At 67.4% G+C, this 26,764-nt stretch carries 26 protein-coding genes and 1 tRNA gene; 17 read left to right on the top strand and 10 right to left on the bottom strand.

Features of this window, described 5'->3' with window-relative positions; all coding sequences use genetic code 11:
* Window positions 1-114: 114 nt before the first annotated feature.
* Window positions 115-258 carry a hypothetical protein gene (locus VH88_RS00135; RefSeq protein ID WP_017504296.1) on the bottom strand — a complete coding sequence of 48 codons (144 nt, stop codon included), beginning with the start codon at window positions 256-258 and terminating at the stop codon, window positions 115-117.
* A gap of 131 nt (window positions 259-389) precedes the next feature.
* Here VH88_RS00135 and VH88_RS00130 point away from each other — a divergent pair, with 131 nt between their 5' ends.
* The gene (locus tag VH88_RS00130) at window positions 390-1,061 is read left to right on the top strand and encodes a DUF1345 domain-containing protein (RefSeq protein WP_231576537.1); all 672 of its coding nucleotides are present in this window, start codon (window positions 390-392) and stop codon (window positions 1,059-1,061) included.
* Window positions 1,062-1,176: 115 nt separating this feature from the next.
* Here VH88_RS00130 and VH88_RS00125 read toward each other — a convergent pair.
* Both VH88_RS00125 and VH88_RS00120 read right to left on the bottom strand, forming a co-directional pair.
* A tRNA-Ala gene (locus VH88_RS00125) sits at window positions 1,177-1,252 on the bottom strand.
* 289 nt (window positions 1,253-1,541) lie between these two features.
* Window positions 1,542-2,003, bottom strand: a complete 462-nt coding sequence (locus VH88_RS00120) for a TIGR02300 family protein (protein WP_017504360.1) — start codon at window positions 2,001-2,003, stop codon at window positions 1,542-1,544.
* A 122-nt stretch (window positions 2,004-2,125) separates the two neighbouring features.
* Between VH88_RS00120 and aroA the strand changes: the two genes are divergently transcribed.
* The 7 genes from aroA to mscL all read left to right on the top strand — a co-directional run bounded on the left by aroA (window position 2,126) and on the right by mscL (window position 7,647).
* Window positions 2,126-3,448, top strand: a complete 1,323-nt coding sequence (gene aroA / locus VH88_RS00115) for a 3-phosphoshikimate 1-carboxyvinyltransferase (RefSeq protein ID WP_369796228.1) — start codon at window positions 2,126-2,128, stop codon at window positions 3,446-3,448.
* On the top strand, window positions 3,445-3,714 hold the full coding sequence (locus tag VH88_RS00110) for a hypothetical protein (protein WP_045809449.1): 270 nt from the start codon (window positions 3,445-3,447) through the stop codon (window positions 3,712-3,714). Before aroA ends, VH88_RS00110 begins: the two co-directional genes overlap by 4 nt.
* Window positions 3,711-3,992, top strand: a complete 282-nt coding sequence (locus VH88_RS00105; protein ID WP_156146707.1) for a hypothetical protein — start codon at window positions 3,711-3,713, stop codon at window positions 3,990-3,992. Before VH88_RS00110 ends, VH88_RS00105 begins: the two co-directional genes overlap by 4 nt.
* Window positions 3,993-4,092: 100 nt before the next feature.
* Window positions 4,093-4,737 carry a (d)CMP kinase gene (gene cmk / locus VH88_RS00100; RefSeq protein ID WP_045809447.1) on the top strand — a complete coding sequence of 215 codons (645 nt, stop codon included), beginning with the start codon at window positions 4,093-4,095 and terminating at the stop codon, window positions 4,735-4,737.
* A gap of 198 nt (window positions 4,738-4,935) precedes the next feature.
* A complete protein-coding gene (gene rpsA / locus VH88_RS00095) occupies window positions 4,936-6,639 on the top strand; it encodes a 30S ribosomal protein S1 (protein ID WP_017504363.1) in 1,704 nt (567 codons plus the stop codon).
* 271 nt (window positions 6,640-6,910) lie between these two features.
* On the top strand, window positions 6,911-7,201 hold the full coding sequence (locus VH88_RS00090; protein WP_045809446.1) for an integration host factor subunit beta: 291 nt from the start codon (window positions 6,911-6,913) through the stop codon (window positions 7,199-7,201).
* A 23-nt stretch (window positions 7,202-7,224) separates the two neighbouring features.
* Window positions 7,225-7,647 carry a large-conductance mechanosensitive channel protein MscL gene (gene mscL / locus VH88_RS00085; RefSeq protein WP_045809445.1) on the top strand — a complete coding sequence of 141 codons (423 nt, stop codon included), beginning with the start codon at window positions 7,225-7,227 and terminating at the stop codon, window positions 7,645-7,647.
* Here the strand turns inward: mscL and VH88_RS00080 are convergent, their stop codons facing one another.
* Window positions 7,648-8,799 carry a hypothetical protein gene (locus tag VH88_RS00080; RefSeq protein ID WP_045809444.1) on the bottom strand — a complete coding sequence of 384 codons (1,152 nt, stop codon included), beginning with the start codon at window positions 8,797-8,799 and terminating at the stop codon, window positions 7,648-7,650.
* 281 nt (window positions 8,800-9,080) lie between these two features.
* Between VH88_RS00080 and VH88_RS00075 the strand changes: the two genes are divergently transcribed.
* On the top strand, window positions 9,081-11,015 hold the full coding sequence (locus VH88_RS00075; RefSeq protein WP_045809443.1) for a peptide MFS transporter: 1,935 nt from the start codon (window positions 9,081-9,083) through the stop codon (window positions 11,013-11,015).
* 70 nt (window positions 11,016-11,085) lie between these two features.
* Here the strand turns inward: VH88_RS00075 and VH88_RS00070 are convergent, their stop codons facing one another.
* The gene (locus tag VH88_RS00070) at window positions 11,086-13,155 is read right to left on the bottom strand and encodes a TonB-dependent siderophore receptor (RefSeq protein WP_045809442.1); all 2,070 of its coding nucleotides are present in this window, start codon (window positions 13,153-13,155) and stop codon (window positions 11,086-11,088) included.
* A gap of 187 nt (window positions 13,156-13,342) precedes the next feature.
* On the opposite strand from VH88_RS00070, the gene VH88_RS00065 reads away from it, so the two are divergent.
* The gene (locus tag VH88_RS00065; RefSeq protein ID WP_045809441.1) at window positions 13,343-14,254 is read left to right on the top strand and encodes a TraB/GumN family protein; all 912 of its coding nucleotides are present in this window, start codon (window positions 13,343-13,345) and stop codon (window positions 14,252-14,254) included.
* 3 nt (window positions 14,255-14,257) lie between these two features.
* Here the strand turns inward: VH88_RS00065 and VH88_RS00060 are convergent, their stop codons facing one another.
* Genes VH88_RS00060 through VH88_RS00040 form a run of 5 tightly spaced genes read right to left on the bottom strand, consistent with a single transcriptional unit; the run spans window position 14,258 to window position 18,893 of the window.
* Entirely contained in the window at window positions 14,258-14,545 is a 288-nt protein-coding gene (locus VH88_RS00060; protein WP_045809440.1) for a hypothetical protein, read from the bottom strand.
* Window positions 14,546-14,604: 59 nt separating this feature from the next.
* Window positions 14,605-16,035, bottom strand: a complete 1,431-nt coding sequence (gene tldD / locus VH88_RS00055) for a metalloprotease TldD (RefSeq protein ID WP_045809439.1) — start codon at window positions 16,033-16,035, stop codon at window positions 14,605-14,607.
* 60 nt (window positions 16,036-16,095) lie between these two features.
* Window positions 16,096-17,154: a hypothetical protein gene (locus tag VH88_RS00050; protein WP_045809438.1), complete on the bottom strand. Its 1,059-nt coding sequence runs from the start codon at window positions 17,152-17,154 to the stop codon at window positions 16,096-16,098.
* A gap of 42 nt (window positions 17,155-17,196) precedes the next feature.
* Window positions 17,197-17,964, bottom strand: a complete 768-nt coding sequence (locus tag VH88_RS00045; RefSeq protein ID WP_039244173.1) for an ABC transporter permease — start codon at window positions 17,962-17,964, stop codon at window positions 17,197-17,199.
* Window positions 17,961-18,893 (bottom strand): ABC transporter ATP-binding protein, encoded by a 933-nt coding sequence (locus VH88_RS00040; protein ID WP_045809437.1) that lies wholly within the window; start codon window positions 18,891-18,893, stop codon window positions 17,961-17,963. The genes VH88_RS00045 and VH88_RS00040 overlap by 4 nt, the downstream gene beginning before the upstream one ends.
* Before the next feature lie 164 nt (window positions 18,894-19,057).
* Here VH88_RS00040 and VH88_RS00035 point away from each other — a divergent pair, with 164 nt between their 5' ends.
* From VH88_RS00035 to VH88_RS00005, 7 genes are all read left to right on the top strand, one after another.
* Window positions 19,058-20,413, top strand: a complete 1,356-nt coding sequence (locus tag VH88_RS00035; protein WP_045809436.1) for a hypothetical protein — start codon at window positions 19,058-19,060, stop codon at window positions 20,411-20,413.
* Between the two features lie 44 nt (window positions 20,414-20,457).
* Window positions 20,458-21,276, top strand: coding sequence for a c-type cytochrome biogenesis protein CcmI (ccmI, locus tag VH88_RS00030; RefSeq protein WP_045809435.1), 819 nt, complete (start codon window positions 20,458-20,460; stop codon window positions 21,274-21,276).
* Between the two features lie 70 nt (window positions 21,277-21,346).
* Entirely contained in the window at window positions 21,347-21,832 is a 486-nt protein-coding gene (gene ccmE, locus VH88_RS00025; RefSeq protein WP_045809434.1) for a cytochrome c maturation protein CcmE, read from the top strand.
* Entirely contained in the window at window positions 21,829-23,817 is a 1,989-nt protein-coding gene (locus VH88_RS00020; protein ID WP_045809433.1) for a heme lyase CcmF/NrfE family subunit, read from the top strand. Before ccmE ends, VH88_RS00020 begins: the two co-directional genes overlap by 4 nt.
* The gene (locus VH88_RS00015) at window positions 23,814-24,320 is read left to right on the top strand and encodes a cytochrome c-type biogenesis protein (RefSeq protein ID WP_045809432.1); all 507 of its coding nucleotides are present in this window, start codon (window positions 23,814-23,816) and stop codon (window positions 24,318-24,320) included. Before VH88_RS00020 ends, VH88_RS00015 begins: the two co-directional genes overlap by 4 nt.
* Window positions 24,321-24,428: 108 nt before the next feature.
* On the top strand, window positions 24,429-25,967 hold the full coding sequence (locus VH88_RS00010) for a Do family serine endopeptidase (RefSeq protein ID WP_045809431.1): 1,539 nt from the start codon (window positions 24,429-24,431) through the stop codon (window positions 25,965-25,967).
* An 84-nt stretch (window positions 25,968-26,051) separates the two neighbouring features.
* Window positions 26,052-26,723, top strand: coding sequence for a response regulator transcription factor (locus VH88_RS00005; RefSeq protein WP_017504381.1), 672 nt, complete (start codon window positions 26,052-26,054; stop codon window positions 26,721-26,723).
* Window positions 26,724-26,764 lie beyond the last annotated feature (41 nt).

Below are 26,764 nucleotides of genomic sequence, written 5' to 3'. Positions count from 1 at the left end.
CCACCAAACCGAGGGAGGATCAGTCAGGGCGTCCTCGGCGTCGGGTTCACACCTGACAACGCCCGGGGCGACGGATTCGGTCCGGCGCCGGAAAAGACCGCTGACAGCTTTTCGTCAGTTCGGCAGACGGATCGACCCGTGCGGCATGACGGTCATCACCGCCCAGAGGCCGACCAGCACCACGGGCGAGGCGATCAACGCCCGCCGACAGCGATGCGCCAGATAAAGAGCCTCGCCGATCACGATCGACACCAGCATTTGCGTTTCCCCCGAAACGATAACCGACACTTCTATGACGTCGCCGATAGACATGTCCCTCAATGAGACGGAAAGCCTTTCGGTCGCCGCCGCTCCGCAGGCCTCGCGGTCGCTGGACCTCGATGGCGTAAATGCGCAATCTCGCAGGCATGGGATCTGTCGCGCGCCTGTTCCGTCTGCATTTGTCGCTATGGCTCGGGCTGCTGGTCCTGGCGGCCGTCGCGGTGCTGGCGCCGACCAGCCTCGGCTGGCCGATGCGACTGGCGGCCGGCTGGGACGCGGGCGTGGCGACCTTCCTCATTGCGACCTTTGCGCGGATATTCAGGGCGCGTTCGCAAGAGGCGATGCGACGCCGCGCGGCGGAACTGGATCAGGCGGGCGTTCTGGTTCTGCCGCTCAGCATGGCGGCGGCCGTAGCCAGCGTCGTGGTCCTGGTCCTCGCCATGGTGGCCAGCGACGGCAAGCCGACGGTCGGGCAGGCGGTGTTCTCAGTGTGCACCGTCGGCCTGTCGTGGCTGTATGTGCACATCATCTTCGCCCTGCATTACGCCCACGGCTTCTACGCCCCGCGTGACGACGGCAAGGGCGATCAGGGCGGGCTGATCTTTCCGGGCGAGGAGGACGCGGACTACTGGGATTTCCTGCACTTCGCCCTGATCATCGGCGTGGCGAACCAGACGGCCGATGTGCAGATTTCCAGCCGCAAGCTGCGCGGCCTGGCGACGTTTCACAGCCTGATCGCCTGGTTCTTCAACGCCGTCATCCTGGCGCTGACCGTCAATCTGGCCGCCACCCTGCTGTAGGGCATGAGTGTCGCACGATCACATGCGACCGCGCGTGAGCGTGACCAAAAGAGCTGATTTGAAAGGATGGCCAGTCTCCCTCTTCCTCGAAATATCGATGGAAGAGGGAGTCTGATGGTGGAGCTTAGCGGAGTCGAACCGCTGACCTCTTGCATGCCATGCAAGCGCTCTACCAGCTGAGCTAAAGCCCCGGACCTGTCGGTCTGGATCGCCCGGTTCATCTTGCGATGGCCCCCGGCGAGGCGGCGGAAACTAGGTCAGGCTTTTTCTGCGATCAAGCCCGTTTCGAGATTTATTTTCACCGCGTTCCCAAGGGTGAAAATACGCAGGTTTTTCAAACCGGAAGGATTGAAAGGCCTGCTGTCCCGCCGCGTCTCCCTAACGGGAAATGCGGCGGGTGCAACAAGTTTCTGAGCCTATCCACAGGCCTCGATTAGGTCGGGCCTCAAGTCGCGCGAAGCGCGATAGGCCCAAAAAAGATCAGTCGTCGTCGCGCGACGGCTTGGCGATCTCGTCGTCGATCGAGTCGTCGTCTTCGTCTTCGATGAACGGCACGGAGTCGTCATCGTCGTCAGCCAGCAGATCGTCGTCGCCGTCGGTCGAGCCCATGCCGGCTTCTTCCGAGGCGTCGGCCGGGGAGTCTTCGTCCTCGTCGTCCGGCGTCAGGATCGGCTCGTGGCCTTCCTCGTCGATTTCCGGCGTCTTGACGTCGTCTTCCTCATCCTCGTCGCCGTCGACCTTCTTGTCCGTGACCTGATCGTCCGTGTCCTCATCGTCGGACGGATAACCGGGACGGGCGCGGCGGCTGCGCAGCTTCATCGCCTCTTCGGGATCGAAGTCGGTTCCGCATTTGGGGCAGTGCGCGGGGCGACGGTTCAGGTCGTAAAACTTCGCCTGGCAGTTGGGGCAGACCTGTTTGGCGCCCAGTTCGGGATTGGCCACGTTTGGATGCTTTCAACGGGTTGAATTCGGGGCGGTCCCTTGCCACCCCTTTGACCCGCTGTCAAAAGCTGTCTTTCGCGCCGCCCGCGCGGCCCTTCGCACAATACAGCCTGAAGCGGGTGATCATGCCGTCCCAACTGACTTCGCGCCGCACATCCGCCCTGACCGGAAAGGTCCGCGCGCCGGGCGACAAGTCGATGTCGCACCGGTCGATGATCCTGGGTGGAATGGCGTCCGGCGTGACCGAGGTCGAGGGTCTCCTTGAGGGCGACGACGTCCTGGCCACCGCCCGCGCGGTCGAGGCCTTCGGCGCCAAGGTCGAGCGGCTCGGTGATGGGACATGGCGGATCGAGGGGGCGGGCGGCTTTAAGACGCCTTTGTCGGTGATCGACTGCGGCAACGCCGGAACCGGGGTGCGCCTGCTGATGGGGGCGGCGGCGGGCTATCCGCTGACGGCGAGCTTCGACGGCGACGGCTCGCTGAGAAAGCGGCCGATGAAGCGGGTCACGGGACCGCTGGCCGACATGGGCGCGGCGTTCGATTGGAAGGCGGCAGAGGATCGGCTTCCGGTGGCCCTGACCGGCGGCGCGCTGAAGGCCATCGACTATGTGCAGACGGTGGCCTCGGCCCAGGTGAAGTCGGCCATCCTGCTGGCGGGGCTGAACGCCGAGGGCGTCACCTCGGTGGTCGAGCCGGAAAAGAGCCGGGACCACACCGAGCGGATGCTGCGGGCCTTCGGCGCCGAGGTGGACGTCGAGGAGAGGGGCGAGGGCTGGAAGGTGACGTTGAAGGGCGGTCAGGCCTTGACCGGGACGGTCGTCGCCGTGCCGGGCGATCCGTCCTCGGCGGCGTTTCCCCTGGCGGCGGGGCTGATCGTTCCGGGATCTGAGGTCACGGTCGAGGGGGTGATGCTGAACCCGCTTCGCACCGGCCTGTTCGACACTTGGATCGAGATGGGCGCCGACCTGACCATCACCAACCGGCGTGAGGCCGGGGGCGAAGAGGTCGGCGACATCACCGCCCGCCATTCGTCCTTGAAGGGCGTGGTCGTGCCTGAGGATCGGGCCGCCTCGATGATCGACGAATATCCGATCCTGGCGGCGACGGCGGCCTTTGCGAACGGCGTCACCGTCATGCGCGGCGTGGGCGAGATGCGGGTCAAGGAAAGCGACCGGATCTCGCTGATGGTCGAGGGGCTGCGCGCCTGCGGCGTTCAGGTCGAGGAGGAGCCGGAAGGCTTCATCGTCACCGGCGCCGGCCAGGGCAGGTCGGTGCGCGGCGGCGGCCTGGTCCACACCGCCCACGACCACCGCATCGCCATGAGCCATCTGGTCCTGGGCCTGACCGCCGAACAGCCGGTCTCGGTCGACGAGCCCGGCATGATCGCAACCAGCTTCCCCGGCTTCGTCGAGATGATCAACGGGCTGGGCGGGCGGATCGCGTGAAGTCCGCGCGCGACGTCCTCGGTCGAGGCATCGCGGTCCTCGGTCTTCTGACCTGTCTGGGCGGAGCTGGCTGGACGGCTTGGATCGTCTGGCAAGGGGTGACGACAGGCCGGGTCTCGGGCAAGCATGGCGCCGTGCATCTGAGGGCCGAGGGCGACGCCTTCTTCTATTCGACTGTGGCGCTGAACGGCGTCGCCTGTCTGGTGTGGCTGGGTCTGGCGGCCTCAGCGGTCGTGGTGCTGGCGCGTTGGAAGGCATGGTCGTGAACCGGCCGGGGCCGTCGGGCTGGATCAAGCCGATCCTGACGCTGGCGATCGCGATTCTGATCGGCTGGTTCTGCGTGATCGGCGCCCGAGAGATCGTCCAAAGCCTGGATGCCGGGGTGCTGAACAACCGAAAGGAACCGGACGTGCTGTTGGCCGACCGACCCCTGCTGTTCTGGAGCGTCTTCGGCTTCTATGTGGCGTCGGTCGTGACGGGTGTGGGGCTTGCAGTTTTGCTGGCTGGCCTTGCAATTCGTGACTTGGTCGGACGCCGGGACTGAGGGCTTCGGCTGGATTGGTCGGGCGATCCTCGCTATCAGGTTCCGCCTCCCGTGCGTTTGGGATCGAGATTGAAATGCGCCACGCGCTGCGGAGACCTGCTTGACCCTGATCATCGCCGTCGACGGACCGGCCGCCTCTGGCAAGGGGACCATCGCCGCGCGCCTGGCCCACACCTATGGCCTGCCGCATCTGGATACGGGGCTGCTGTATCGGGCCGTGGGCGCAAAGGTGCTGGCGGACGGCGGATCTCTGGATGACGAGGCTGCGGCCACGCAGGCGGCGCGAGGGCTGGATGCGGCGGGCCTGTCGGACGATCCGCGCCTGACGACGGGCGAGGCGGGCGAGGCCGCCAGCCGTGTCGCCAGCTTCGCCGGCGTGCGGGCGGCTCTGCTGGAACTGCAGCAGGCGTTCGCGGCCCAGGCGGGCGGCGCGGTTCTCGACGGACGCGACATCGGCACGGTGATTGCGCCGAACGCTCAGGCCAAATTGTTTGTCACCGCGACGCCCGAAGTGCGGGCCACGCGCCGCTGGAAGCAGCTGACGGCGCGCGGATCGGACATCGCCTTCGACGCCATGCTGGCCGACATTCAGCGCCGCGACGAGCGCGACGCCGGGCGCGGGGCGGCCCCGATGGTCCAGGCCGACGACGCGGTCTTGCTGGATACGACCGATCTGGGTATAGAGGCCGCCTTCGATGCGGCCCGCCGTATCGTCGAGGCGGCGCGCGCGAAACACGGTCTCTGACCTATCTCGCAAATCCAACGCTCCCACCCTCGGCCTCCGCGGGCGTTTTGATCGTTCTGAACGGTCTCGCATCCCGACGACCTGATTCCATCTTTTCCCATCGCCCCGCGCGCCGCCTTTCGCTGCGTCAGGGGTCCACCTCGCGCGAGATCGTCCCTCGGTCACGCGCCACAGCCCCACTGGAAACACCAGAGCTTCATGTCTGATACTCTCAACCCCACGCGCGACGACTTCTCGGCGCTGCTCGACGAACAACTGTCGGGTCGCGACTTCGGCGAAGGCCAGGTCGTCCACGGCCGCGTCGTCGGCATCGAAAAAGACATCGTCATCATCGACGTTGGTCTGAAGACCGAAGGCCGCATCGCCATGCGCGAATTCGGCCAAGGCGACGACGGCGCCCTGCCCAAGGTCGGCGACAACGTCGAGGTTTATCTGGAGCGCGTCGAGAACGCCTTGGGCGAAGCCGTCATCAGCCGCGACAAGGCCCGTCGCGAAGAAGCCTGGACCCGTCTGGAAGTCGTGTTCGCCGAAGGCCAGCCGGTCAACGGCGCCATCGTCGGTCGCGTCAAAGGCGGCTTCACCGTCGATCTGGGTGGCGCCTCGGCCTTCCTGCCCGGTTCGCAAGTCGACATCCGCCCGGTCCGCGACGTCGGCCCGCTGATGGGCAAGGAACAACCCTTCGCCATCCTGAAGATGGACCGTCCGCGCGGCAACATCGTCGTGTCGCGTCGCGCCATCCTGGAAGAAGCCCGCGCCGAACAACGCACGGAACTGGTCGGTCAGCTGGCCGAGGGTGAAGTCCGCGAAGGCGTCGTCAAGAACATCACCGACTACGGCGCGTTCGTCGACCTGGGCGGCATCGACGGCCTGCTGCACGTCACCGACATGTCGTGGAAGCGCGTTTCGCACCCGTCGCAGGTTCTGGCCGTCGGCGACACCGTCAAGGTCCAGATCGTCAAGATCAACCCGGACACCCAGCGTATCTCGCTGGGCATGAAGCAACTGCAGTCGGACCCCTGGGACGGCGTGGAAGCCAAGTATCCGGTCGGCGCCAAGTACACGGGCCGCATCACCAATATCACCGACTACGGCGCCTTCGTGGAGCTGGAAGCCGGTGTCGAGGGCCTGGTGCACGTCTCGGAAATGTCCTGGACCAAGAAGAACGTCCACCCCGGCAAGATCGTCTCGACCTCGCAGGAAGTCGACGTCGTGGTTCTGGATGTCGACGCCTCCAAGCGCCGCATCTCGCTGGGCCTGAAGCAGGCTCAGGACAATCCGTGGGACGCCTTCGTCGCCAACAACCCGATCGGTTCGACCGTCGAGGGCGAAGTCAAGAACGCCACCGAGTTCGGCCTGTTCATCGGCCTGGACAACGACATCGACGGCATGGTGCACCTGTCCGACCTCGACTGGTCGGTGTCGGGTGAAGAAGCCATCCAGCGCTACCGCAAGGGCGAGATGGTCAAGGCCAAGGTCCTGGACGTCGACGTCGAGAAGGAACGCGTCTCGCTGGGCATCAAGCAGCTGGGCGGCGATCCGATCGGCGAGGGCGACACCTATCGTCGCGGCCAGCAGATCACCGTCACCGTGACGGCGATCGAGTCGGGCGGCATCGAGGTCAAGTTCGGTGAAGACGACGCGCCGGTCACGGCCTTCGTTCGCAAGTCGGACCTGTCGCGCGACCGCAACGAGCAACGTCCGGAACGCTTCGCCGTCGGCGACCGCGTCGACGCCATGATCACCGCCGTGGACAAGGCCTCGCGCCGCGTTTCGGTGTCGATCAAGGCGCTGGAAATGAAGGACGAGCAGGAAGCCATCGAACAGTTCGGATCATCCGATTCGGGCGCTTCGCTGGGCGACATCCTGGGCGCCGCGCTGAAGAACGCCGGCACCAAGGACTAAGCGCTCATTCAAAGAGCGTCAGGCGCTTCGCTCAAGCAGCGGAGCGCTGCGCGTTCTGCGATAGCGACGAAGAATGAGGGCGGCGGGAGCAATCCCGTCGCCCTTTTCTCTGTCTGGCACAATGCTGTGTGCACTTCCGGACATATTTCTTGCGAATGGCGCGCATCATTGTCGGATAAGGGCTTTTTACAAAGCCTGTCGAAGGTTAGGGTGCGGCTCTGGATCGACGGCAGGCGAGACGGCTTGTCTAAACGAGCTGGCGGGGGCGCAGATGATCAAGTCCGAACTGATCGAGAAGCTTGCAGCGGAAAACACCCACTTGACTCACGCCGAGGTGGAACGGCTGGTCAATGTGATCCTCAACACCATGACCTCGGCCCTGTCCGAAGGCGGCAGGGTCGAGCTGCGCGGTTTCGGCGCCCTGTCGGTGCGGTCGCGCCCGGCGCGTGCGGGCCGCAATCCGCGTACCGGCGAAACCGTCGAAGTGCCTGCCAAGGCCGTCCCCTTTTTCAAGAGCGGCAAGGAACTGCGCAAGCGGCTGAACGCCTCGGGCGACGCCTGATCTCACTTTCTCTAGGAAATCTCATGAGCCTGCTGTCGGAGTTTCGCGAGTTCGCGGTCAAGGGCAACGTCGTGGACCTGGCCGTCGGCGTGATCATCGGCGCGGCCTTCAACGGCATCGTCAAAAGCCTGGTCGATCAGGTGGTGATGCCGCCCATCGGCCTGCTGACCGGCGGCATCGATTTCTCGGAACTGGAATGGGTGCTCAGGGCCGAAAACCCGGCGACGGAAGCGATCGAGAAGGTGTCGATCCAATTTGGCGCCTTCCTGAACACTGTGATCCAGTTCCTGATCGTCGCCTGGGTCGTTTTCCTTGTGGTCAAGGGCATCAACGCCCTGCGTCGTCAGGAAGCCGCCAAGCCCGATCCGGCGCCGGCTGCGCCGACGGCGACCGAAGCCCTGCTGGCTGAGATCCGCGACGAGCTGAAGGCCCGCCCGAGGGTCTGATCAGGCCTTGGATGCGCGCCCGCCCAAGGTCGGGCGCGTGATCGCGGCGGCGGCCAAGGTTTTGGGCATCGGCGGCGTGCGCGAACAGATGCCGTAGTCGCCGTCGAAAGGGGTCGGCGCCCAGGCGGCCGCCAGCGCGGGGTCGTCGATGATGGCGTGGCAATGTCCCCAGCCGCCCTCGCGCCGCGCCGTCTTCGCCAGATCGCCCAACAGCGCCAGCAGGCGCGGCGTCACCATCTGCAGCCGCACCTTGGCGGCGCCCAGCGCGCGGGCGTTGTCGATCAGCGTTTGGGTCAGAAGCGGTATCGCTTCGGGCGCCGTCTCCAGCGCAATCAGATCGAGAATGTCCAGATAGGGCGGCTCGATCAGGCTGGTCTTGGTCATCTGCGCCATCGCCATCCCGACGATGCGGTTGTCGCTTACGCAGGCCAGCATGACCGGCGGCAGGGTCAGGTCGGGGTCCGCCAACCGCCAGCGCAGGATTTCCGGACTGCGGTCCGCCAGCAGACGCTCTTCTTGCGACAGCCGGTGCCAGAAGTCCGCATAGGGTGAGGCGTCCGACAAATCGCGCAGCACCGTCACCCCAGCCGGCAGCACCATCGGCGTCTGGCGAAACACGCGCCCGTTCATCAGCCGTTCGCCCAGACGCGCGGCGGTCTCGGCGGAGGTGCGGCCCAGCAGAAGGCGCAGACCCCGACCCTGGCCGCAGGCCAGACGGTCGGTGATCCAAGACAGCTTCAGCCCGTGCGTGTCGGCCGGCCAAGGCTTCATGTCGAACAGGCCATACAGCGGCGCCGAGCGCGCATTGGCGTTGAAGGTGTAGCGGGCGAACAGGCCTCGCTGTTTCAGAAACGTGCGGATTAGCGGCCGGCTGGCGCCCTTCTGGCTGGGCGGCACGATGATCGAAAAACCGGTGGCGCCGAAGTGGTCCTGGGCGCCTTGGCGAAATCGCTGGATGAAGTTGCCCAGCATGGCGACGGCGTTGTCATCCGCGTCGGCCACGACCCATCCCGCGGGCGCGCCCAGCGCCAACCGCGCCGGATTGGCCTCCAGCCAGCGCCATCCGGCCGGCGACCGCTCGGGCCAGCCGACCTGACGATGCAGCCGGTTCAGCGCCTCATGGTCGAGAGCGGCAATCGGTCTGACAGACATCTGGCGCGCCTTCCCATTATGAAACCGTGTGCGTTTCTGACGAACGCACCAGCAGGATATGCGCCACCAGGCATTACCCAGGGTTGTTTTTCGCCTTTCTCGCGCGTCGTCCGACTGCCCCCGCGACAGCCTTAACACTTGTTCGGATTCGCCCGCTGTGCTGGGTATGCGCCTTTCGCGCGCCCGATAAGCGGCGCGGCAGTTGGGAGTGAGCCGTTGATGACGGATTTGGGGAAGGCGCGACTTACACGACGCGTGAAGACGATTAGGGGGACGCGCGCATGAACATCGTCGTCGCCCTTGGACTGATCATCACCTTCGCCACGGGCGTGCCGGTGCTGATGCAGATCCTCAAGAACCACCCGCGCGGACTGATCATCCTGTTCTTCGCCGAGATGTGGGAGCGTTTCTCCTACTACGGCATGCGCGGCATCCTAATCTTCTTCCTGACGCAACACTTCCTGTTCGACGACGCCATGGCGGGGTCGACCTACGGCTCCTACACCTCGCTGGTCTATCTGCTGCCCCTGCTGGGCGGCATCATGGCCGACCGCTTCATCGGTACGCGTAAGGCCGTCGCCTTCGGCGCCCTGCTGCTGGTCGCCGGTCACGGCATGATGGCCTTCGAAGGTCGTCCCGCGACCGAAACCCTGACCTATGCCGGTCAGACCTATCAGATCGACGCCGAAGGCCGCGGCGCGGCGCGTGAAGTGTCGATCGTCGTCAATGGCCAGAAATACGCCTTCGAGGCAGCCGAGAACGGCCTGGCGATCGAGGGCCTGCCCGCCGCGTCGCCGCTGCCGGCCGTGCTGCCGACCGGCGAATACAAGATCGACGCGACCCGCGACATGGCGGGCGTGAACGTCTTCTATTTGGCGGTGTCCTTCATCATCATGGGCGTCGGCTTCCTGAAGCCCAACATCTCGACCATCGTCGGACAGCTCTATCCGCAGGGCGATCCGCGGCGGGATTCCGGCTTCACGCTCTACTACTACGGCATCAATCTCGGCGCCTTCTGGGCGGCGGTGCTGTGCGGCCTTTTGGGTCAGACCGTCGGCTGGTGGGCAGGCTTTGGTCTGGCCGGCGTCGGCATGGCGCTGGGCTGGATCGTGTTCGTGCTGGGCAAACCCCTGCTGCAAGGCAAGGGCGAGCCTCCGGCCGAAGCCAATCTGAGCAAGCCGATGCTGGGTCCCATCAACCGCGAGTGGTCGATCTACCTGCTCAGCATCCTGGGCGTCGGCGTCGTCTGGTTCATGGTTCAGCGCAACGCCCTGGTGGGTTGGGTCTTGGGCGCCGCCACCGTCGCGTCGCTGCTGTTCATCCTCTACGTCATCGTCAAGGTTTGCGAGAACAAGGCGCAGCGTGAGCGGATGATGCTGGCCCTGGTGCTGATCTTCGGCTCGGTCGTCTTCTTCACCCTGTTCGAACAGGCCGGCACCTCGCTGAACCTGTTCGCCGACCGCAACGTCGATCTCAGCATCACCCCGCAGGCGTTCCAGCTGCTGGGCGTCACCGTCGGCACCCCGGCCCAGATCGCCGCCGCCGGTCTCAGCACATCGGGTCCTTGGATCGACGCCACCATCACGGCGGCCCAGACCCAGTCGTTCAATGCGGGCTTCATCCTGATCTTCGCACCGATCATGGCCGCGCTCTGGTCCTTCCTGGGCAAGCGCAACCTGGACCCCAACCCCACGCTGAAGTTCGGCCTCGGCCTGCTTCAGGTCGGACTGGGCTTCATGATCGTGGTGTGGGGCGCCGGCATGGCCAACTCGGCCTTCCAGATGCCGCTGCTGCTGCTGGGTCTGCTCTATCTGTTCCACACGACCGGCGAGCTCTTCCTGTCGCCGGTGGGCCTGTCGGAAATCACCAAACTGTCCGTCGCCAAGGTGGTCAGCTTCATGATGGCCGTCTGGTTCCTGGCCAGCTCCATCGCCCAATATGTCGGCGGCTGGATCGCCGGCCTGGCGGGCACGGAAACGGTGGGTGGCCAGGTGTTGAACCCGGCCCTTGCGCTGCAGACCTCGCTTGAAGTGTTCAAGCTGCTGGGCCTGTGGGGCATGGGCATCGGCGTGGCCTTCATCGTCGTCAGCCACTTCATCAAGGGCTGGTCGCACGGCGCCAACGACGGTGATGATCACCCTGGTCCTGTGCTGAACGATCGCGGTCAGGAAGACGGCAACGTCGCCCGTCCTGCGGCCTCGACGCCCAGCCACTGATCGACGCCTGATCAAGGAAAAGCCCCGGCGGAGCGATCCGCCGGGGCTTTTTGCTGCGTGAAGCGCGACCTTAGAAGGTCTTGCGGACCCGCAGGGAGACGAAGGTGCGCGGGTCGATGGAGCGCTCCTCGACGAAGGCGACGGTGCGCGGATTGCGCGTGGCGTAAACCGTGCGCTGCTGGGTGAAGTCGTCCCACAGGTTCAACTGGGCGCGCAGCGACAGGGTCGGGCTGGGCTTGTATTCGACAAAGGCCTCCAGATAGTCCGCGCCGCGCCAGGCGAAGGTCTGGTCGGGGTCATAGGTCGCCTGGCCCAGACGCGGCAGCCAGTTGATCCCCCACTGGGTCTTCCACGAGGGGATGTCCTGCTGGAAGCCGACATTGGCCTGGCTGGGACGCACACCCGAGATGCGGCGGTCCCCGCCTGTGGTCGGGTCGGTGACGCTGGTCTTGTTCCAGTCGTTTTGGAAGGTGAAGCGGGCGCCCGAAATCCCGACCTTGTCCAGCGGCACCACCACGTTCAGCGACAGCTGATCCAGCGTTCCGTCGCCGATGTTGCCGGTCGCCGACAGGCCGCCGGGCAAGGGCAGGCGGTCGATCACATCGATGATGCGGTCGTGGCGATAGCCGATCGAGACAACGCCCTCGCCCCAAAAGCGGCGCTCATAGGACAGCTCGGAAATCCAGCGCTGTTCCGGCTCCAGATCGACGTTGCCGCCGAACACCGTGCCGTCGCTCAGTTCAGCCGAGGCGGCGAAGTCGCCGAAGTCCAGCTGACCCAGCTCCCGTTCGAAGCGGAATCGCAGCTGGTTGTTCGCCATCGGCGTCCAGGTCGCCAGCAGGCGCGGCTTGGCGAAGAAGAAGCTCTTTTCCTGGTCCGCATCGCCCGACTGGCTGATGGTGGAGGCTTCCAGCCGCACGCCGCCTTCCAGCGTCAGTTTCGGATTGATCCGCCAGGTCGCCTTGCTGAAGGCTTCACCGCGCGTCTCCTCGACCTTGACCGAGGCGCTGGGCAGGGGCACGCCGACGCCGCCGATGGTGAAGGCCTGGTTCACGTCCAGCATATTATAGGCGATCTCGGCGCCGGCCTCGATCGTCAGGGCAGGCGAGCGTTCGTGACGCACCAGGGCGCGCAGGATGGATTCCGACGAGTCGCCGTTGGATTTGAACTGCTGCTCCGGCGCCGCCGTCCCGTTGAGTGTCTCGTTGCTGCCCGACACGCTGTCGAAGCTTGAGAACTCGTGGATCAGACGCGTCTCCAGGGTCCAGCGCGGGTTCAGGGTGCGGGTCCAGGTCAGGCCCAGTTCGCCGGAATCGCCGTCTTCGGCATAGTCGCTGCGCCGCAGGGAGGTGGGCGACGAAAGCTCGGTCCAGTTCTGATAGTCGTTCAGACCATAGCGGGCGGTGCCTTCCAGCTTTCCGCCGAACACCGGGCCGGTGTAGTTGCCGCGAATGCTCTGACCGCCGCCCCAGCCGTCGTTTTCAAAACGCTCGTCGCGGATGACGTCGCCGGCGGCATTGCGACGGATCGACCGGCCGACGCCGTTGGAATCGCTGGATCCCATGCCGTCCGACAGGGTCACGCCCCAGCTGCGATCGCCCTTGGTCTGCGTGAACTGATAGGAGCCGCCATAGATGTCATGGCCGCCTTCGAACAGCATGGCGTTCCAGGTCAGGATCGACTGGCGGCTGTCGGTCGTCTTCAGGATGACGTTCACGACGACGGAATAGCCCTGCATGTCGATGCCCGGCGCGCCGCCCCGGATCAGTTCGATACGCTCGACCTGATTGGCCAGGGTCCGGCCCAGGACGTTCGAACCGGAGTCGTTCTTTGAGGCGGGGCGGTTGTTGTTGATCAGCACATTGCCGACCGCCCCTTCAAAGCCGCGCGCGCCAGATCCGTTGTCGATGGAGAAGCCGGGGACGCGGTTGACCATGTCGAGCGCCGTATTGGGGCGCTGGGCGGCGAAGAAGTCCGGCGTGAAGACCAGCACGCCGCGCTGGCTGGCGTCGGTCAGGGGCGCCTGGCTGGTCGGGCCGGTCGGCACGGGGGCCTCGGCGACTTGGGGCTTGTCGCCGGCGAAAGCGGCGCTGGCGGTGAAAAGCAGGGCGGTGCTGGCCAGCAGCAGGGTCTTTGTCATTGGTCTTCCCCTCGGGTGTTGGCGAGAGGTGTGCCGATCCGGCGCGTTCATCTCCAGTTACAAGGCCGCAAGGTGGATTAAATCGACGACATCATTACAGCGATTTCATTACACCAGCGACAGTAATGAAGTTTACAGCGATGTAATGATCAGACGCTCTTCTTCTCTATTGCTTCTACTTGCCGCGATGGCGCTGACGACCGCGCCTGCCGTCGCGCAGGATGCGCCTTCGGACGCCGTAGAGGATATCGTCGTCACCGCCCGCCGGATCGAGGCGCCGATGTGGGAGGTGCGGCGCGGCGACAGCGTCCTGATCCTGGTCGGGTCGATCGACGGTTTGCCAAGAAAGATGGAGTGGCGCACCGACGCGCTCATCTCTGCGGTTGATCGTGCGGACCGCGTTCTGTTTCCGGTCGAGGGGCGGGCGTCGCTGGCCGATGTGGGCCGGCTGATCTGGCGGTTTCGGACGCTGACCCGTTTGCCGAACGGGCGCACCAGCGCCGACTATCTGTCCCCGGACCTTGAGGCCCGGGTCGAACGCCTGACAGGCGAAGGCCCGACCCGCGACAGCATGCTGATCCTGTCGGGCGATCTGATGGAACTGGGCGGCTACAGCAGCGGAGGGCGTCCGGTGTCCGGCCTGGTCCGTCAGGCGACGCGCGCCAATCGCACGCCCGCTGAGCCCGTGGGCATCTTCAGGGGGGACGAACTGATCGAAAAGGTTCTGACGACGCCGCCGGAACGCTATCTCGACTGCATCGACGCCGCGGCGACAGCGGCGGAAGCCGGGGTCGAGGCGGGCGCGCAACGTGCGGAGAACTGGCGTCTTCGCCGGATCCCGGCGGTGTTGGACTCGCCCCTGGAAAAAGCGGCGACGGCCTGTTCCTACTGGTCGGTGATGGCCCAGGCGGACGATCTGCGTCGGATATGGAACACGGCGGCGGACAAGGCGCTGGCAGAGGACGGCGTCACCGTCGCCATCGCGCCTTTGCGGCTATTGGCCGAGCTGAACGGCGTATTGGATCGGCTGGAGGCGGAGGGGCTGGAACCGATCGGTCCCGAATGGCGCCCCTCCGCCTCCGCGCAATCGGCGCGGTAGAGCTTACTTGCGTTCCGGAACGGCGTCGCGGGCGGCTTCGCCGATGTTGTCGGCGGCGTTGCCGACGCTCTCGGCGGCGCCGGCGATGGCGTTGTCCTTCACCGCGTCGCTGCGGTTCATGTTCATCAGGAAGTAGCCGATCACCAGAACGGCCAGCAGGCCGACGATCAGGGCGACAATGGCGCCCATGCCGCTGCCGCGACGCTCGACGACGGTGGTGGGCGCCGCGCTGGTTTCAGTGATGCGTTCAACCCGGCCGTCGGGATGTTGGACTTCGCGTTCGGTAGGCATGGTGTTTCCTCTCCAGTGTGGCGGGGAAACACCCTTTGCAGCGATACGGTTCCGCTCGCTCAGACGGCGGTGCCGCCGACCGTCAGGCCGCCGATCTTGAGGCTAGGCTGGCCGATGCCGACGGGCACGCCCTGTCCGGCCTTGCCGCAGACGCCGACGCCCGGATCGAAGGCGAAGTCGTCGCCGACCATCTGGATCTTGGTCAGGGCCGTGGCCCCGTCGCCGATCAGGGTCGCGCCGCGCACCGGGGCCGTGATCACCCCGTCCTCGATCAGATAGGCCTCGTTGCACTGGAACACGAACTTGCCGTTGGTGATGTCCACCTGACCGCCCGAGAAGTTGGCGGCGTAGAGGCCGCGCTTCGTATTGGCGATCATGTCGGCCTTGGAATCCCGGCCGCCCTCCATGAAGGTGTTGGTCATGCGCGGCATGGGCATGTGGGCGAAGGACTGGCGCCGGCCATTGCCGGTCGCGGCGACGCCCAGCTGACGCGCCGACAGCCGGTCGTGCATCAACCCGACCATGATTCCGTCCTCGATCAGGACCGTGCGCGAGGTGGGCGTGCCCTCGTCATCGACCGACAGCGAACCGCGCCGTCCGGCGATCGAGCCGTCATCGACCACGGTGACGCCGGGGGCGGCGACGCGCTGGCCCATCATTCCGTTGAAGACCGACGAGCCCTTGCGGTGGAAGTCGCCCTCGAAGCCGTGGCCGATGGCCTCGTGCAGCAGCACGCCGGGCCACCCGGCGCCCAGGACCACGTCCATCTCGCCCGCCGGGCAATCGACGGCGTCCAGATTGACAAGGGCCTGACGCAAGGCCTCGTCGACCTGGGCCTGCCAGCGTTCGGGCGCGACCCAGGCCTCGAACCCTGCCCGGCCGCCGGCGCCGGACGAAGCGCTCTCGCGACGGCCGTTCTGTTCGACGGTGACCGAGACGTTCAGCCGGACGAGGGGACGGACATCGCGCACGGCCCGTTCGTCGGCGCGCAGGATTTCGATGGCCCGACGTTCGCCGATCAGAGAGGCGGACACCTGAACCACACGCGGATCACGGGCACGCGCCCAGGCGTCGATCTCGGCCAGCAAGGCGATCTTGTCGGAGAAGACGGGCGAGGCGAGGGGATCGACCTCGCCATACAGTTTCTGATTGGTGGCGCGGGGGCCTTCGGCGACCCGGGCCTCATGCCCCTGTTTGGCCAAGGCCGCGCTGTCGGCGGCGCGACGCAGGGCGGCGGTCGAGATCTCGTTGGCGTGGGCATAGCCGGCCGTCTCGCCCGCCACGACCCGCAGGCCGAAGCCCTCGGTGGCGTCATAGGCGGCGGACTTCAGCCGGCCGTCGTCGAACACCAGGCTCTCGCTCTCGGACCGCTCCAGGAACAGTTCGCCGTCGTCGGCGCCGGCCAAGGCCGTCTTCAGGATCGACAGGGCTTCATCGGTGTCGACGCCGGCGGCGTCGAGGATGGGCGGCGGGGAGGCGTGAACGGTCATGGCCTGTAGGTAGGGGCTGAAGGCCGTTTCGTCACCTGCCCCGGCGCGCGAAACCGCCGATCAGTCCAGCGGCTGAGGCCGCGTCACCACCGGACCGTCGGGATCGCTGCTCGACGGGCGTGCCGCGGTCGGGGCGGGCGTCGGGGCCGTCGGCACGATCACCAGCGGCTCGGTCGTGACCGTCGGCGCCGGCGTGGACGGCGCCGGGGTGGTGGTCGTGGGCGCACGCGTCGTCGGTTGCGGGGCGGCGGCGGGCGTCTGGGCCGGGGTGTGCGTGCGGGGGGCGGCCGTCGTTGAACGCGGCGTCGTCGTTGCCGGCGTGGAAGCGGCAGGCGCGGGGGGCGTCGTTGTGGTCGTCGAGGCGGGAGCGGGCTGTTCGGTCGCGACGACAGGGGCGGCGTCGGCAGGAATCGTATCGGCCGGCGGGGCGGTCAGAGGCGCATCAGCGGCGACGGCGGGCGTGGGTGTCGCCGGGGTCGAGGCGGGACGCATCGCGAACCACAGGCCCCCTCCGGCGATCAGCAGGGCGACCGCCCCGACCCCGACATAGAGCGGCAGGCGCGAGGCCTTGGCGGGGGCACGGGCGAAGCTGGGCGTGATCGGCGCAGCGGCAGGCGCGATGGCGGGTCTGGTCGCGACCGCTGGGGCGGCGGCGACGGGTTCGGCCGCGACAGATTTCGGCGCGGGGGCCGGCGTCGTCTCGGGCGCGGGCAGGGGGCGCACGGTCAGATCGGGTTGAACGGCCGGCGCCGGCTGCGGCCTGGGCTGCGGCGGCGTCGGAGCCTGGGGTTGAGGCTGGGCTTGGGCCGGGCGCGCCGTCGGGATCAGCGAACCGCCCAGGATGCTTGCCCCCTGCGGACGGGGCGCGGGACGCGGCGCCGGATTGGCGGGCGTCGTCTGACCCTTGGCCGGCGCGACGCCGGAGGCCAGGCTCTGGGTGTGGATCGAGGCCTGCTGCTGTTGCGGCGTGGGCTTGCGCGGCGGCGGATTGGGAATTCTGTCCAGCGGATTGGGCGCGACCGGCACCGGCCCGACGTGGAAGGTCGTCGCGGGCATACGCCCCCAGGTAACCGGCTTGCGGGCGAAGGGCTGGGGCGGGGTCTTCTGGTCGTCGGACATGGTCTTCTCAATCGCTGGCGATCTGGCCCGTTTCGTGACGGATCAGTTCTTGAGCCGGTAGCCGGTCTTGAACATCCACATGACGATGCCCAGGCAGACGGCGAAGAAGCCCAGGGTGGCGGCGACGCTGACGCCGATGGCCACATCGCCTTGACCATAGAAGGCCCAGCGGAAGCCCGAGATCAGATAGACCACAGGGTTGAACAGGGTCACCGTGCGCCAACCGTCCGGCAGCATGTCGATCGAATAGAAGGCGCCGCCCAGGAAGGTTAGGGGCGTCACGACCAGCATCGGGATCATCTGAAGCTGCTCAAACCCATTGGCCCAGACGCCGATGATGAAGCCGAACAGGCTGAAGGTCACCGAAATCAGGATCAAAAAGGCCATCATCCACACTGGATGCAGGATCTGCAGCGGCACGAAGAAGGCCGCCGTCGCCAGGATGATCAGGCCCAGCACCGCCGACTTGGTCGCCGCCGCGCCGACATAGGCGAGCACGATCTCCAGCGACGACACCGGCGCCGACAGGATCTCGTAGATCGTCCCGGTGAATTTGGGGAAGTAGATGCCGAATGAGGCGTTGAAGATCGACTGTGTGAACAGGCTGAGCATGATCAGTCCGGGCACGATGAAGGCGCCGTAGGGTACGCCGTCCACCTGCTGCATCCGGCTGCCGATGGCGCCGCCGAAGACGACGAAATACAAGGCCGTGGTGATCACCGGCGTGACCACGCTCTGCCACAGGGTGCGCAGCGCACGCGCCATCTCGAAGCGATAGATGGCCCAGACGCCGTATCCGTTGAAGGTCATGCCGCGGCTCCGTTCTGGTGGACCAGGCTGACGAAGATGTCTTCCAGCGAGCTCTGGCGGGTGTTCAGGTCCTTGAAGCCGATGTTCAGCGCCTCAAGCCGGCGGATCAGCGACGGCACGCCCGTATCGTCGGCGTTGGCGTCGAAACTGTATTCCAGCTCTCCGCCTTCGTTTTTCAGGCTCAAATCCCAGTCTGACAGGTCGGCGGGCAGGGCGGCCAACGGCTCGATCAGGTTCAGCGTCAGGGTCTTCTTGCCCAGCTTCTTCATCAGGGCCGACTTTTCCTCGAGCAGGATCAGCTCGCCCTTCAGGATCACGCCCACCCGATCGGCCATCTCCTCGGCCTCCTCGATGTAGTGGGTGGTCAGGATGATGGTGACGCCGCGCTCGCGCAGCTTCCTGACCATCGCCCACATGTCGCGGCGCAGCTCGACATCGACCCCGGCGGTCGGCTCGTCCAGGAACAGGATGTCCGGCTCGTGGCTCAGGGCCTTGGCGATCATCACCCGCCGCTTCATCCCGCCCGACAGGGTCATGATCTTGGCGTCGCGCTTGTCCCACAGCGACAGGTCCTTCAGCACGCCCTCGACGAAGGCGGGGTTCGGCGCCTTGCCGAACAGGCCCCGACTGAAGGTGACGGTGGCCAGCACGGTCTCGAAGGCGTCGGTGGTCAGCTCCTGCGGCACCAGACCGATCTTGGTGCGGGCGGCGCGGAAATCGGACTGGATGTCATGGCCGTCGGCGACCACCGTCCCGGTCGTGGGCGTGACGATGCCGCAGACGATGGAGATCAGCGTGGTCTTGCCCGCGCCGTTCGGACCCAGCAGGGCGAAAATCTCGCCCTTGTCGATCGTCAGGTCGATGCGCTTCAGCGCCTGATGCCCCGACTTGTAGGTCTTGGTCAGGCCGTCGATCTCGATTACGGGCATGGGCTTTCCTTTCCGGCGCGCGCGGCGGCGCGGGCCGGGTGTGGCGGCAATATGGCGTGCCTGACGCCCGACTCAAGTGGCGGCGGCGCTCAATGGGCGCCAAGTCGTTGTTAACCCGATTGTCGCACGGTGCTGGCTTGAGTTGAGTTTTGGCAGGAGCTTTCGTGCCGTCCCTGTCCGCCGCCCACCACGCCGCTCTGACGGCGATCGTCGAGGCCTGTCCCGACGCATCGCTGGGGATGCTGGGCGCGGCCGTGGCGGCGCTGAAGGGCGACAAGGCGCTCGAACTGTCAAACATCGTCGCCGCAGAGGCGCGCGATCGCGCCCGTCGCGGCACGGCCTTTGCGCCCCTGCTGCCGCTCTTTCAGCCGCGTGCCGACGGCGTGCCGGCCCTGGTCTTTCCGCCTCGGGTCCTGAAACGGGTCTGGCGCGAGGCGGTCAAGGGCGAGGAGGATTTCCTGCCACTGCTGGACGGCGCCGTCGCCGTGGACGGCGAATGGACCCTGGCCGCCGACCGCCTGTGCGCCAAGGCGGCCGCCGTGCTGCGCGACCGGCCGCGCGACGTCTGGCCGGAGTTTCAGCGCCCCGCCGACGACCAGCCCCCATCCACTCCGGTCGAATTGGCCGGCTGTTTCGACCTGACGCCTCTGGCCCGCAGCGCCCTGCCGCGCCTGCCCGTCTGGCTGGAACGCCCCGACGACAACCAACTGGCGGGACTTCGGCTGCTGATCCAGGACTGTCTGGCGATGTCGCCGGAGGGCGGGCGGCGCATGATCGACATCCTGTTCGCCCATGTGGCGGACGCCGAGCGGATGCTGCGGGTCGTGACGCGGACCAGCCGCCTCGCCGACCGTGAAATCACCCTCAGCCATTCCGAGATGGGCGTCTTCGTCGAGCGGCTGCTCACCTCCGTTCAGGCGCGGGTGCAGAAGATCGCCGGCGTGGTCCGTTCGTCGCTGGGCGAGACCGCGATGCTGGGCGTGGTGGACGACGTCAACTGGTGCGCCGGCGTGCTGGCCGAGATGGACCTCAGCCTGCAGGTGCGGCCCGATTCCAGTTGGGGCAAGGCGGCGCGGATGGCGCGGGTCCAGGTGTCGGGCCAGCTTTCCGGCCTGATGAAGTCCGCCTCCAGCGCCGTCCACGCCGCCTTGCCGTTGAAGCGTCAGGTCATCACCGGCCGCATGACGCGGATGTCGCCCTGGCTGGAGGCGCCGGCCGAAGGCGAACCGATCGAGGCGGCGGCGGCCCTGCTGGCGGCGGTGGCGGCCCTGCGCGGTGCGGCCGTCACCTTCGGCTGCGAAGCCGATCGCTCGGGATTGAGGGCCGACCTGACCGACTATCTCTCCACCTGGTCCGACGAGGCGCTGAACAGTCTGTCGGACGGCGAGGCCGAAAATCCCGACCATGTGTTGCGCCTGATCGGGGTCGCGGCGCGGTTCCTGACCGTGATCGAGGCGCTGGAGGCGGCGCGCGCGGTCCGGCGACGCGCGGCTTCGGCGGAAATGGCGCGGCTGGGCTGAAACGACGCCTCGCCCGACGTTCGCGGATGGGTTAGACGGCGAGGATGATCGTCTTCTGGATAATGACGGGACTGGCGGCGGCCCTGGCCGCCCTGCTGGTGCTGACCGGCGCGCGACGCGGCGCCGATCCGGCGTCCGGCGCCGAAACCCAGGCCGGCTCGCGCGAGATCGAGGAACTGGATCGGTTGAAGGCGCGCGGCCTGCTGGACGAGGCGGCCTACGCCGGCGCGCGCGCCGAGGCGGGGCGGCGCCTTCTCGCCGTTTCGGCGACCACGACCCCGGCAGCCGGCGCTCGCGATCGGTTCTGGGTGCTGGGCGGGATCGGCGTGACCGTCGCGGCCGCTCTCGGCCTCTACGTGTTCACCGGCTCGCCCGGCCTGCCGGATCAGGCCTATGAGCGACGTGTCGATGATTGGGCGGCCAATCTGGATCGGCTGGAGCCGGCGCAACTGGCGGCGGTGACTGCCCGGGTCGTTCAGGAGCGGCCCAAGGATCGGCAGGCGCTGGCCATGCTGGGCGCGGCCCGCTTCGCCGCCGGCGATCCGCTGGGCGCCGCCTCCGCCTTTCGCCGCCTGATCGCCCTGGATCCCCGTGACGCCCAGGCCTGGGCGCGGCTGGGCGAAAGCCTGGTCGTCGCCAATGACAACCAGATCGGCGGCGACGCCGAGGCCGCCTTCCGCGAGGCCTTGAAACTGGACCCCGACCAACTCGGCGCGCGCTTCTTCCTGGGCGAGGCCGCGTTGCGGCGGGGCGACGCCGCCGGGGCGCGCACCCTGTGGACGCCCCTGATCGCCGCGCTCGACCCGGCCGATCCGCGCCGTCTGGATCTGGAACGGCGACTGCCGAAGGGCGGCGCGCAATGACGCGTTGGTCCTGCGCGACGACGGCGGTATATGCCGCCGGTCCGTCCCTGAAATCCGGAATGTCCGTCGCATGAGCTGGCTGCCCAAATCGCCCAAGGCGCGTCGCCGCCTGTGGGTCGTCGCCGCCGTGGCGCCGATCCTGGCGCTGGCGGTCGGCCTGTCGTTATGGGCGATGCAGGACAGCGTGACCTTCTTCTATTCGCCGTCCGAGGCCACCGCCGACAAGGCGCCGGAGGGGCGCAATATCCGCCTGGGCGGTCTGGTCGAGGCCGGCAGCGTGCGAAAGACCGGCGACGGCGTGGTCGCCTTCGTCGTCACCGACAACGCCGCCACGACCCGCGTCGTCTATCACGGCGACCTGCCCGACCTGTTCCGCGAAGGGCAGGGGATCGTGGCGCAAGGGGCCTTCGGCGCCGATCGCACCTTCCACGCCAGTCAGGTCCTGGCCAAGCACGACGAGAACTATATGCCACGCGAGGTCGCCGAGCGTCTGAAGGAAAAGGGCGAATGGCGGCCTGAGACGGCGCCGGCCGCGACCAAGTCCGTCCCCCTATGATCGCCGAGCTTGGGGCCTTCGCCCTGGCGCTGGCGCTGGCGCTGTCGATCCTGCAGACGGGGCTTTCGGCGGCCGGGCGCGCGCGTCGCAGCCCGGTCCTGGCCGGGGCCGCCCAGGGCGCGGCTTTGGCGGCGGCGGCGGCGGTCGCGCTCAGTTTCGCAGCCCTGATCTACGCCTTCGTCGTGTCGGACTTTTCAGTCTCCAACGTCGCGGCCAACAGCCACACCGACAAGCCGATGCTCTACAAGGTCGCCGGCGCCTGGGGCAGCCACGAAGGCTCGCTTCTGCTGTGGTGTCTGGTGCTGACCGTCTTCGGCGGGGCGCTGGCGCGGGCGCGCGGCCTGCCGTTCGGGCTGAAGGCCTCGGCCGTGGCGGTGCAGGGTGCGCTGGGCTCGCTGTTCCTGGCCTTCGCCGTCTTCACCTCCAGCCCCTTCACCCGCCTGGACCCCGCGCCGTTCCAGGGCGCGTCGCTGAACCCGCTGCTGCAGGACCCGGCCCTGGCCGTGCATCCGCCGCTGCTCTACGCCGGCTATGTCGGGTTCTCGGTCTGCTTCTCCCTGGCCGTCGCAGCCCTGATCGAGGGCCGGGCGCAAACCGCTTTCTGGCCCGCCTGGGGACGCTGGGTCCGACCCTGGGCGCTGGCCAGCTGGGCCTTCCTGACCGTCGGCATCACCCTGGGCTCCTTCTGGGCCTATTATGAGTTGGGCTGGGGCGGCTGGTGGTTCTGGGACCCGGTCGAGAACGCCTCCTTCATGCCCTGGCTTGCGGGCGCCGCCCTGTTGCACAGCGCGGTCGTGACCGAGCGGCGCGGCGCGCTGGCTGGCTGGACCGTGTTTCTGGCCCTGCTGGCCTTCACCTTCTCCATGCTGGGCGCCTTTTTGGTGCGTTCGGGCGTGCTGACGTCCGTCCACGCCTTCGCCGTCGATCCCCAGCGCGGGCTGATGCTGCTGGCCATTCTCGGGATCACGGCCGGCGCCGCCTTCGCCCTCTTCGCCTGGCGCGCGCCCCAGCTGAAGGGCGGGGGCCTGTTCGCGCCGGTCAGCCGCGAGGGGGCGCTGGTGCTGAACAACCTGTTTCTGACGGCGGCGGCGGCGACCGTGCTGCTGGGCACCCTCTATCCGCTGATCCTGGAAGCGGCGTCCGGCGCGACCATCTCGGTCGGCCCGCCCTATTTCGCCGCCACCTTCACCCCGCTGATGATGGTCGCCTTCCTGCTCCTGCCGGCCGGCCCGCTGCTGGCCTGGAAGCGGGGCGACCTGCCCGGCGCGATGCAGCGCCTGGCGGTCGCGGGGGGTCTGGCGATCGTCGGCGCCCTGGCGGCCTACGCCCTGTGGGAGCCCAGGAAGGCCTTCGCCGCCGCCGGCATCGGCCTGGGCCTGTGGCTCATCCTGGGATCGCTGTCGGAAGTCGCCGAGCGCGCCCGCCTGTTCCGCGCCGCGATGGCCGAGACGCTGCGCCGACTGAAAGGGCTGCCGCTGGGCGCCTGGGGCATGACCCTGGCGCATCTGGGTCTGGGCGTCTTCATCCTGGGGGCGGTGGTCGAGACGGGTTTCAAGGCCGAGGCCGCCCGCGCCGTCTCGCTGGGCCAGAGCGTGTCCGCCGGGCCTTGGACCGTCACGCTTGACGACGTGCGCGTCGTCGAGGGACCGAACTATCTGGCCGAGCAGGGCCGACTGACCGTGCGCGCCACGAACGATCAGGGCCGCGCCAGCACCGTGACGGCCGAGCGCCGCTTCTTCCCCGCCGGCGGTCAGACCACCACCGAGGTCGGGCTCGATTTCCGAGGACTGGACGACGTCTATGTCGTGATCGGCGAACGGGCGGGCAGTCCCGAACAGCCGGCCTGGGTCGTGCGTCTTTATTGGAATCCCTGGGCGCGACTGATCTTCCTGGGGCCGATGATCATGGCCTTGGGCGGGGTGCTGTCGTTGCTTGATCGTCGTCTCAGGCTCGGGATCGGCGCGCGCCGGCGCAAGACCGCATGAGGCGCCTGGCGATCCTGCTGGCCGCGCCGGTCCTGGCGCTGATGCTGACGGCGGCCGAACCGCCCGCCGCTCCCGACCGGCCCTTGTCCGATGCGACGCAAGAAGCTCGCGCCCAGGCCCTGTTCAAGGACGTGCGCTGCGTCGTCTGCCAGCATGAGGCCATCGCCGACAGCCCGGCGGGCGTCGCCGGCGACATGCGCCGCCTGATCCGCGAGGAGATCGCCGCCGGCGCGTCTGATCAGGCCGTGCGCGACGATCTGGTGCGGCGCTTCGGCGACTATGTGCTGTTCACCCCGCCGGTCCGGGCGGGGACCTGGCTGCTGTGGTTCGGCCCGTTCGGTCTATTGCTGCTGGCCGTCGCCGTTCTGGCCCTGCGCGCACGCCGTCGTCCGGTCGAGACCGCTCCCCTGACGCCGGAAGAAGAACGCCGACTGGACGAAGTTCTACGAAATGAGAAGCTTCGCCGCGATCCTGACGCAACCTCGCCTCACGACGGGCGCTAGTCGAGATCAACGATCGGCGGTCGGGATTGGCGCAAAGCCGGTTCGGCCTATATCAATCGCGAAACCGGCGCCCGTCTGGCGCTGGACAAGAGGATCGCAAGGACCACGATGCTGAAGCGCAAGGAGTTCATTCTCGGGGCCGCGGCCGGCCTGACCCTGGCGGCGGCGGCGACCGCCGGCGGCGTCATCAACTGGCCCGGCGCGCACGCGGAACCGCAGGCGGTGAACCGGATCACCCCGGTCCCGGCCAACGGCGACGCCTTCACGCCCCCGCCGGGCGCGCCCAGCAGCTTCGCGACCATCTTCGACCAGGTCTCGCCCGCCGTCGTTCAGATCGACGTGACGGTCAAGGTGGACCAGCCTCAGGGCGGCGCCTTCCAGATCCCCGGCCTGCCGTTCCAGTTCGTGCCGCCGCAAGGCCGCGGCGGTCAGGGCAATGATGAGCCGCAGACGACACAGGGCGCCGGTTCGGGCTTCTTCATCTCGCAGGACGGCTTCATCGTCACCAACAACCACGTCGTCGCCGACGCGACTGAGATCAAGGTCAAGATGTCGGACGGTCGCGAGCTGCCGGCCCGCCTGATCGGCCGCGATCCAGGCACCGACCTGGCGGTGATCAAGGTCGAGGGCAACGACTTCAAATACGTCAGCTTCGAAGAGACGGCCGAGCCGCGCGTGGGCGACTGGGTCATCGCCATCGGCAACCCCTTCGGCCTGGGCGGCACCGCCACGGCGGGCATCGTATCGGCCAAGGCCCGCGACATCGATCCGTCGGGCTACAACGACTACATCCAGATCGACGCCGCCATCAACCGGGGCAACTCGGGCGGCCCGACCTTCGACATCCACGGCCGCGTCATCGGCGTGAACTCGGCCATCTATTCGCCCACCGGCGGATCGGTCGGCATCGGCTTCGCCATTCCGGCGGACACCGCCAAGACGATCACCGAACGCCTGATGCGCGGTCAGTCGATCGAGCGCGGCTATGTGGGCCTGGGTCTGCGCACCCTCAGCCCCGACGGTTGGGAAGCCCTGGGTCAGCCCAAGGACTTCAAGGGCGCTCTGATCGAAAGCGTGACCGAGGACGGCCCCGCCTCGCGCGCCGGCGTCCAGATCGGCGACCTTCTGGTCGGCGTGAACGGGCAAGCGGTGGCCAACAGCCAGGAAGCCACCCGTCGGGTCGGCGCGGCCAAGCCGGGCGATACCATTCGCCTGGAAGTGATCCGCGACGGTCGTCGCCAGACCCTGAACGTGCGCTCGGGCACCCGTCCTTCGGAAGAGGAGCTTGCCGCATCGGAAGAGGGCGGAAGCGCCAACCCCGGCCAGAGCCAGCCTGGACAGGGTGACACGATCGAAGGGCTCGGCGTCACCGCGATTACGCCGGCCGCGCGTTCGCGGTTCAGCCTGCCGGCCAGCGTCAACGGCGTCGTGATCACCAACGTCGAACAGGGTTCGGCTGCGGCGCGTCTCGGCTTCCAGCCGGGCTTCGTCATCACTCGCGCCAATGATCGCAACATTACGTCCGCCGCCGATCTGCGCGCGGCGGTTGCGGCGGCCAAACAGGCGGGTCGCCCCAGCATCCTGCTGTTTGTACGCACACCTCAGGGCACCAGCCCGGTGCCGTTGAAGTTCGCTGCCGGCGAATGATCGGCATTCTGACCAAGCCTTAACTCGTCAATCGCCGCCGATGCGCTACCATCGGCGGCGATTTTGATTCCGGGAGGGGTTTCGATGCGGATTCTGGTGGTCGAGGATGACGCCGAGGCGGCGACCGCCATGGTGCGGGGCCTGTCCGAAGCCGGACATGAGGTCACCCACGCCGTGGACGGCGCCTTTGGCCTGCTGGAGTCGCAAAAGGGTGGCTACGACGTCTATGTGGTGGATCGGATGATGCCGCGCCTGGACGGCGTCGGCATGGTCGAGACGGTGCGCAAGGGCGGCGATCAGACGCCGGTCCTGTTCCTGTCGGCCCTGGGCGAGGTCGAGGACCGGGTCACGGGCCTGAAGGCCGGCGCCGACGACTATCTGGTCAAGCCCTACGCCTTCGCCGAACTGATCGCGCGGGTCGAGGCCCTGGCCCGTCGTCGCGAGACCGGCGGAGTGCAGACCGTGCTCAAGGTCGGCGACCTGGAAATGAACCTGATCGGCCGCACCGTGCATCGCGGCACGACCGAGATCGATCTTCAGCCGCGCGAGTTCCAGCTGCTGGAGTTCCTGATGCGCCACGCCGGCCAGTCGGTGACCCGCACCATGCTGCTGGAAAAGGTCTGGGAATACCATTTCGACCCCCAGACCAACGTCATCGACGTCCACATCAGCCGCCTGCGCTCCAAGATCGACAAGGGCTTCGACCGCGCCATGCTGCAGACCGTGCGCGGGGCGGGATATCGGTTGGAGGCGTAACTTGAGATCCTCCCCCGCAATGCGGGGGAGGGGGACCGCCG

This window comes from Brevundimonas sp. KM4 (genome assembly GCF_000964075.1).
Taxonomy (GTDB): domain Bacteria; phylum Pseudomonadota; class Alphaproteobacteria; order Caulobacterales; family Caulobacteraceae; genus Brevundimonas; species Brevundimonas huaxiensis.
Note: the sequence above shows the minus strand (reverse complement) of the source record. Positions and strands in the feature narration are given on the sequence as shown.

Bases quoted from the DNA above. Each gene is read 5' to 3' on its own strand.
- ccmI (WP_045809435.1), top strand. From the start codon at position 20,458: ATGATCGTCTTCTGGATAATGACGGGACTGGCGGCGGCCCTGGCCGCC.
- VH88_RS00070 (WP_045809442.1), bottom strand. From the start codon at position 13,155: ATGACAAAGACCCTGCTGCTGGCCAGCACCGCCCTGCTTTTCACCGCC.
- rpsA (WP_017504363.1), top strand. From the start codon at position 4,936: ATGTCTGATACTCTCAACCCCACGCGCGACGACTTCTCGGCGCTGCTC.
- ccmE (WP_045809434.1), top strand. From the start codon at position 21,347: ATGAGCTGGCTGCCCAAATCGCCCAAGGCGCGTCGCCGCCTGTGGGTC.
- VH88_RS00135 (WP_017504296.1), bottom strand. From the start codon at position 258: ATGCTGGTGTCGATCGTGATCGGCGAGGCTCTTTATCTGGCGCATCGC.
- VH88_RS00080 (WP_045809444.1), bottom strand. From the start codon at position 8,799: ATGTCTGTCAGACCGATTGCCGCTCTCGACCATGAGGCGCTGAACCGG.
- VH88_RS00040 (WP_045809437.1), bottom strand. From the start codon at position 18,893: ATGCCCGTAATCGAGATCGACGGCCTGACCAAGACCTACAAGTCGGGG.
- VH88_RS00020 (WP_045809433.1), top strand. From the start codon at position 21,829: ATGATCGCCGAGCTTGGGGCCTTCGCCCTGGCGCTGGCGCTGGCGCTG.
- VH88_RS00060 (WP_045809440.1), bottom strand. From the start codon at position 14,545: ATGCCTACCGAACGCGAAGTCCAACATCCCGACGGCCGGGTTGAACGC.
- VH88_RS00015 (WP_045809432.1), top strand. From the start codon at position 23,814: ATGAGGCGCCTGGCGATCCTGCTGGCCGCGCCGGTCCTGGCGCTGATG.
- VH88_RS00045 (WP_039244173.1), bottom strand. From the start codon at position 17,964: ATGACCTTCAACGGATACGGCGTCTGGGCCATCTATCGCTTCGAGATG.
- VH88_RS00090 (WP_045809446.1), top strand. From the start codon at position 6,911: ATGATCAAGTCCGAACTGATCGAGAAGCTTGCAGCGGAAAACACCCAC.
- VH88_RS00005 (WP_017504381.1), top strand. From the start codon at position 26,052: ATGCGGATTCTGGTGGTCGAGGATGACGCCGAGGCGGCGACCGCCATG.
- VH88_RS00010 (WP_045809431.1), top strand. From the start codon at position 24,429: ATGCTGAAGCGCAAGGAGTTCATTCTCGGGGCCGCGGCCGGCCTGACC.
- VH88_RS00065 (WP_045809441.1), top strand. From the start codon at position 13,343: ATGGCGCTGACGACCGCGCCTGCCGTCGCGCAGGATGCGCCTTCGGAC.
- tldD (WP_045809439.1), bottom strand. From the start codon at position 16,035: ATGACCGTTCACGCCTCCCCGCCGCCCATCCTCGACGCCGCCGGCGTC.
- mscL (WP_045809445.1), top strand. From the start codon at position 7,225: ATGAGCCTGCTGTCGGAGTTTCGCGAGTTCGCGGTCAAGGGCAACGTC.
- VH88_RS00075 (WP_045809443.1), top strand. From the start codon at position 9,081: ATGAACATCGTCGTCGCCCTTGGACTGATCATCACCTTCGCCACGGGC.
- VH88_RS00050 (WP_045809438.1), bottom strand. From the start codon at position 17,154: ATGTCCGACGACCAGAAGACCCCGCCCCAGCCCTTCGCCCGCAAGCCG.
- VH88_RS00130 (WP_231576537.1), top strand. From the start codon at position 390: ATGCGCAATCTCGCAGGCATGGGATCTGTCGCGCGCCTGTTCCGTCTG.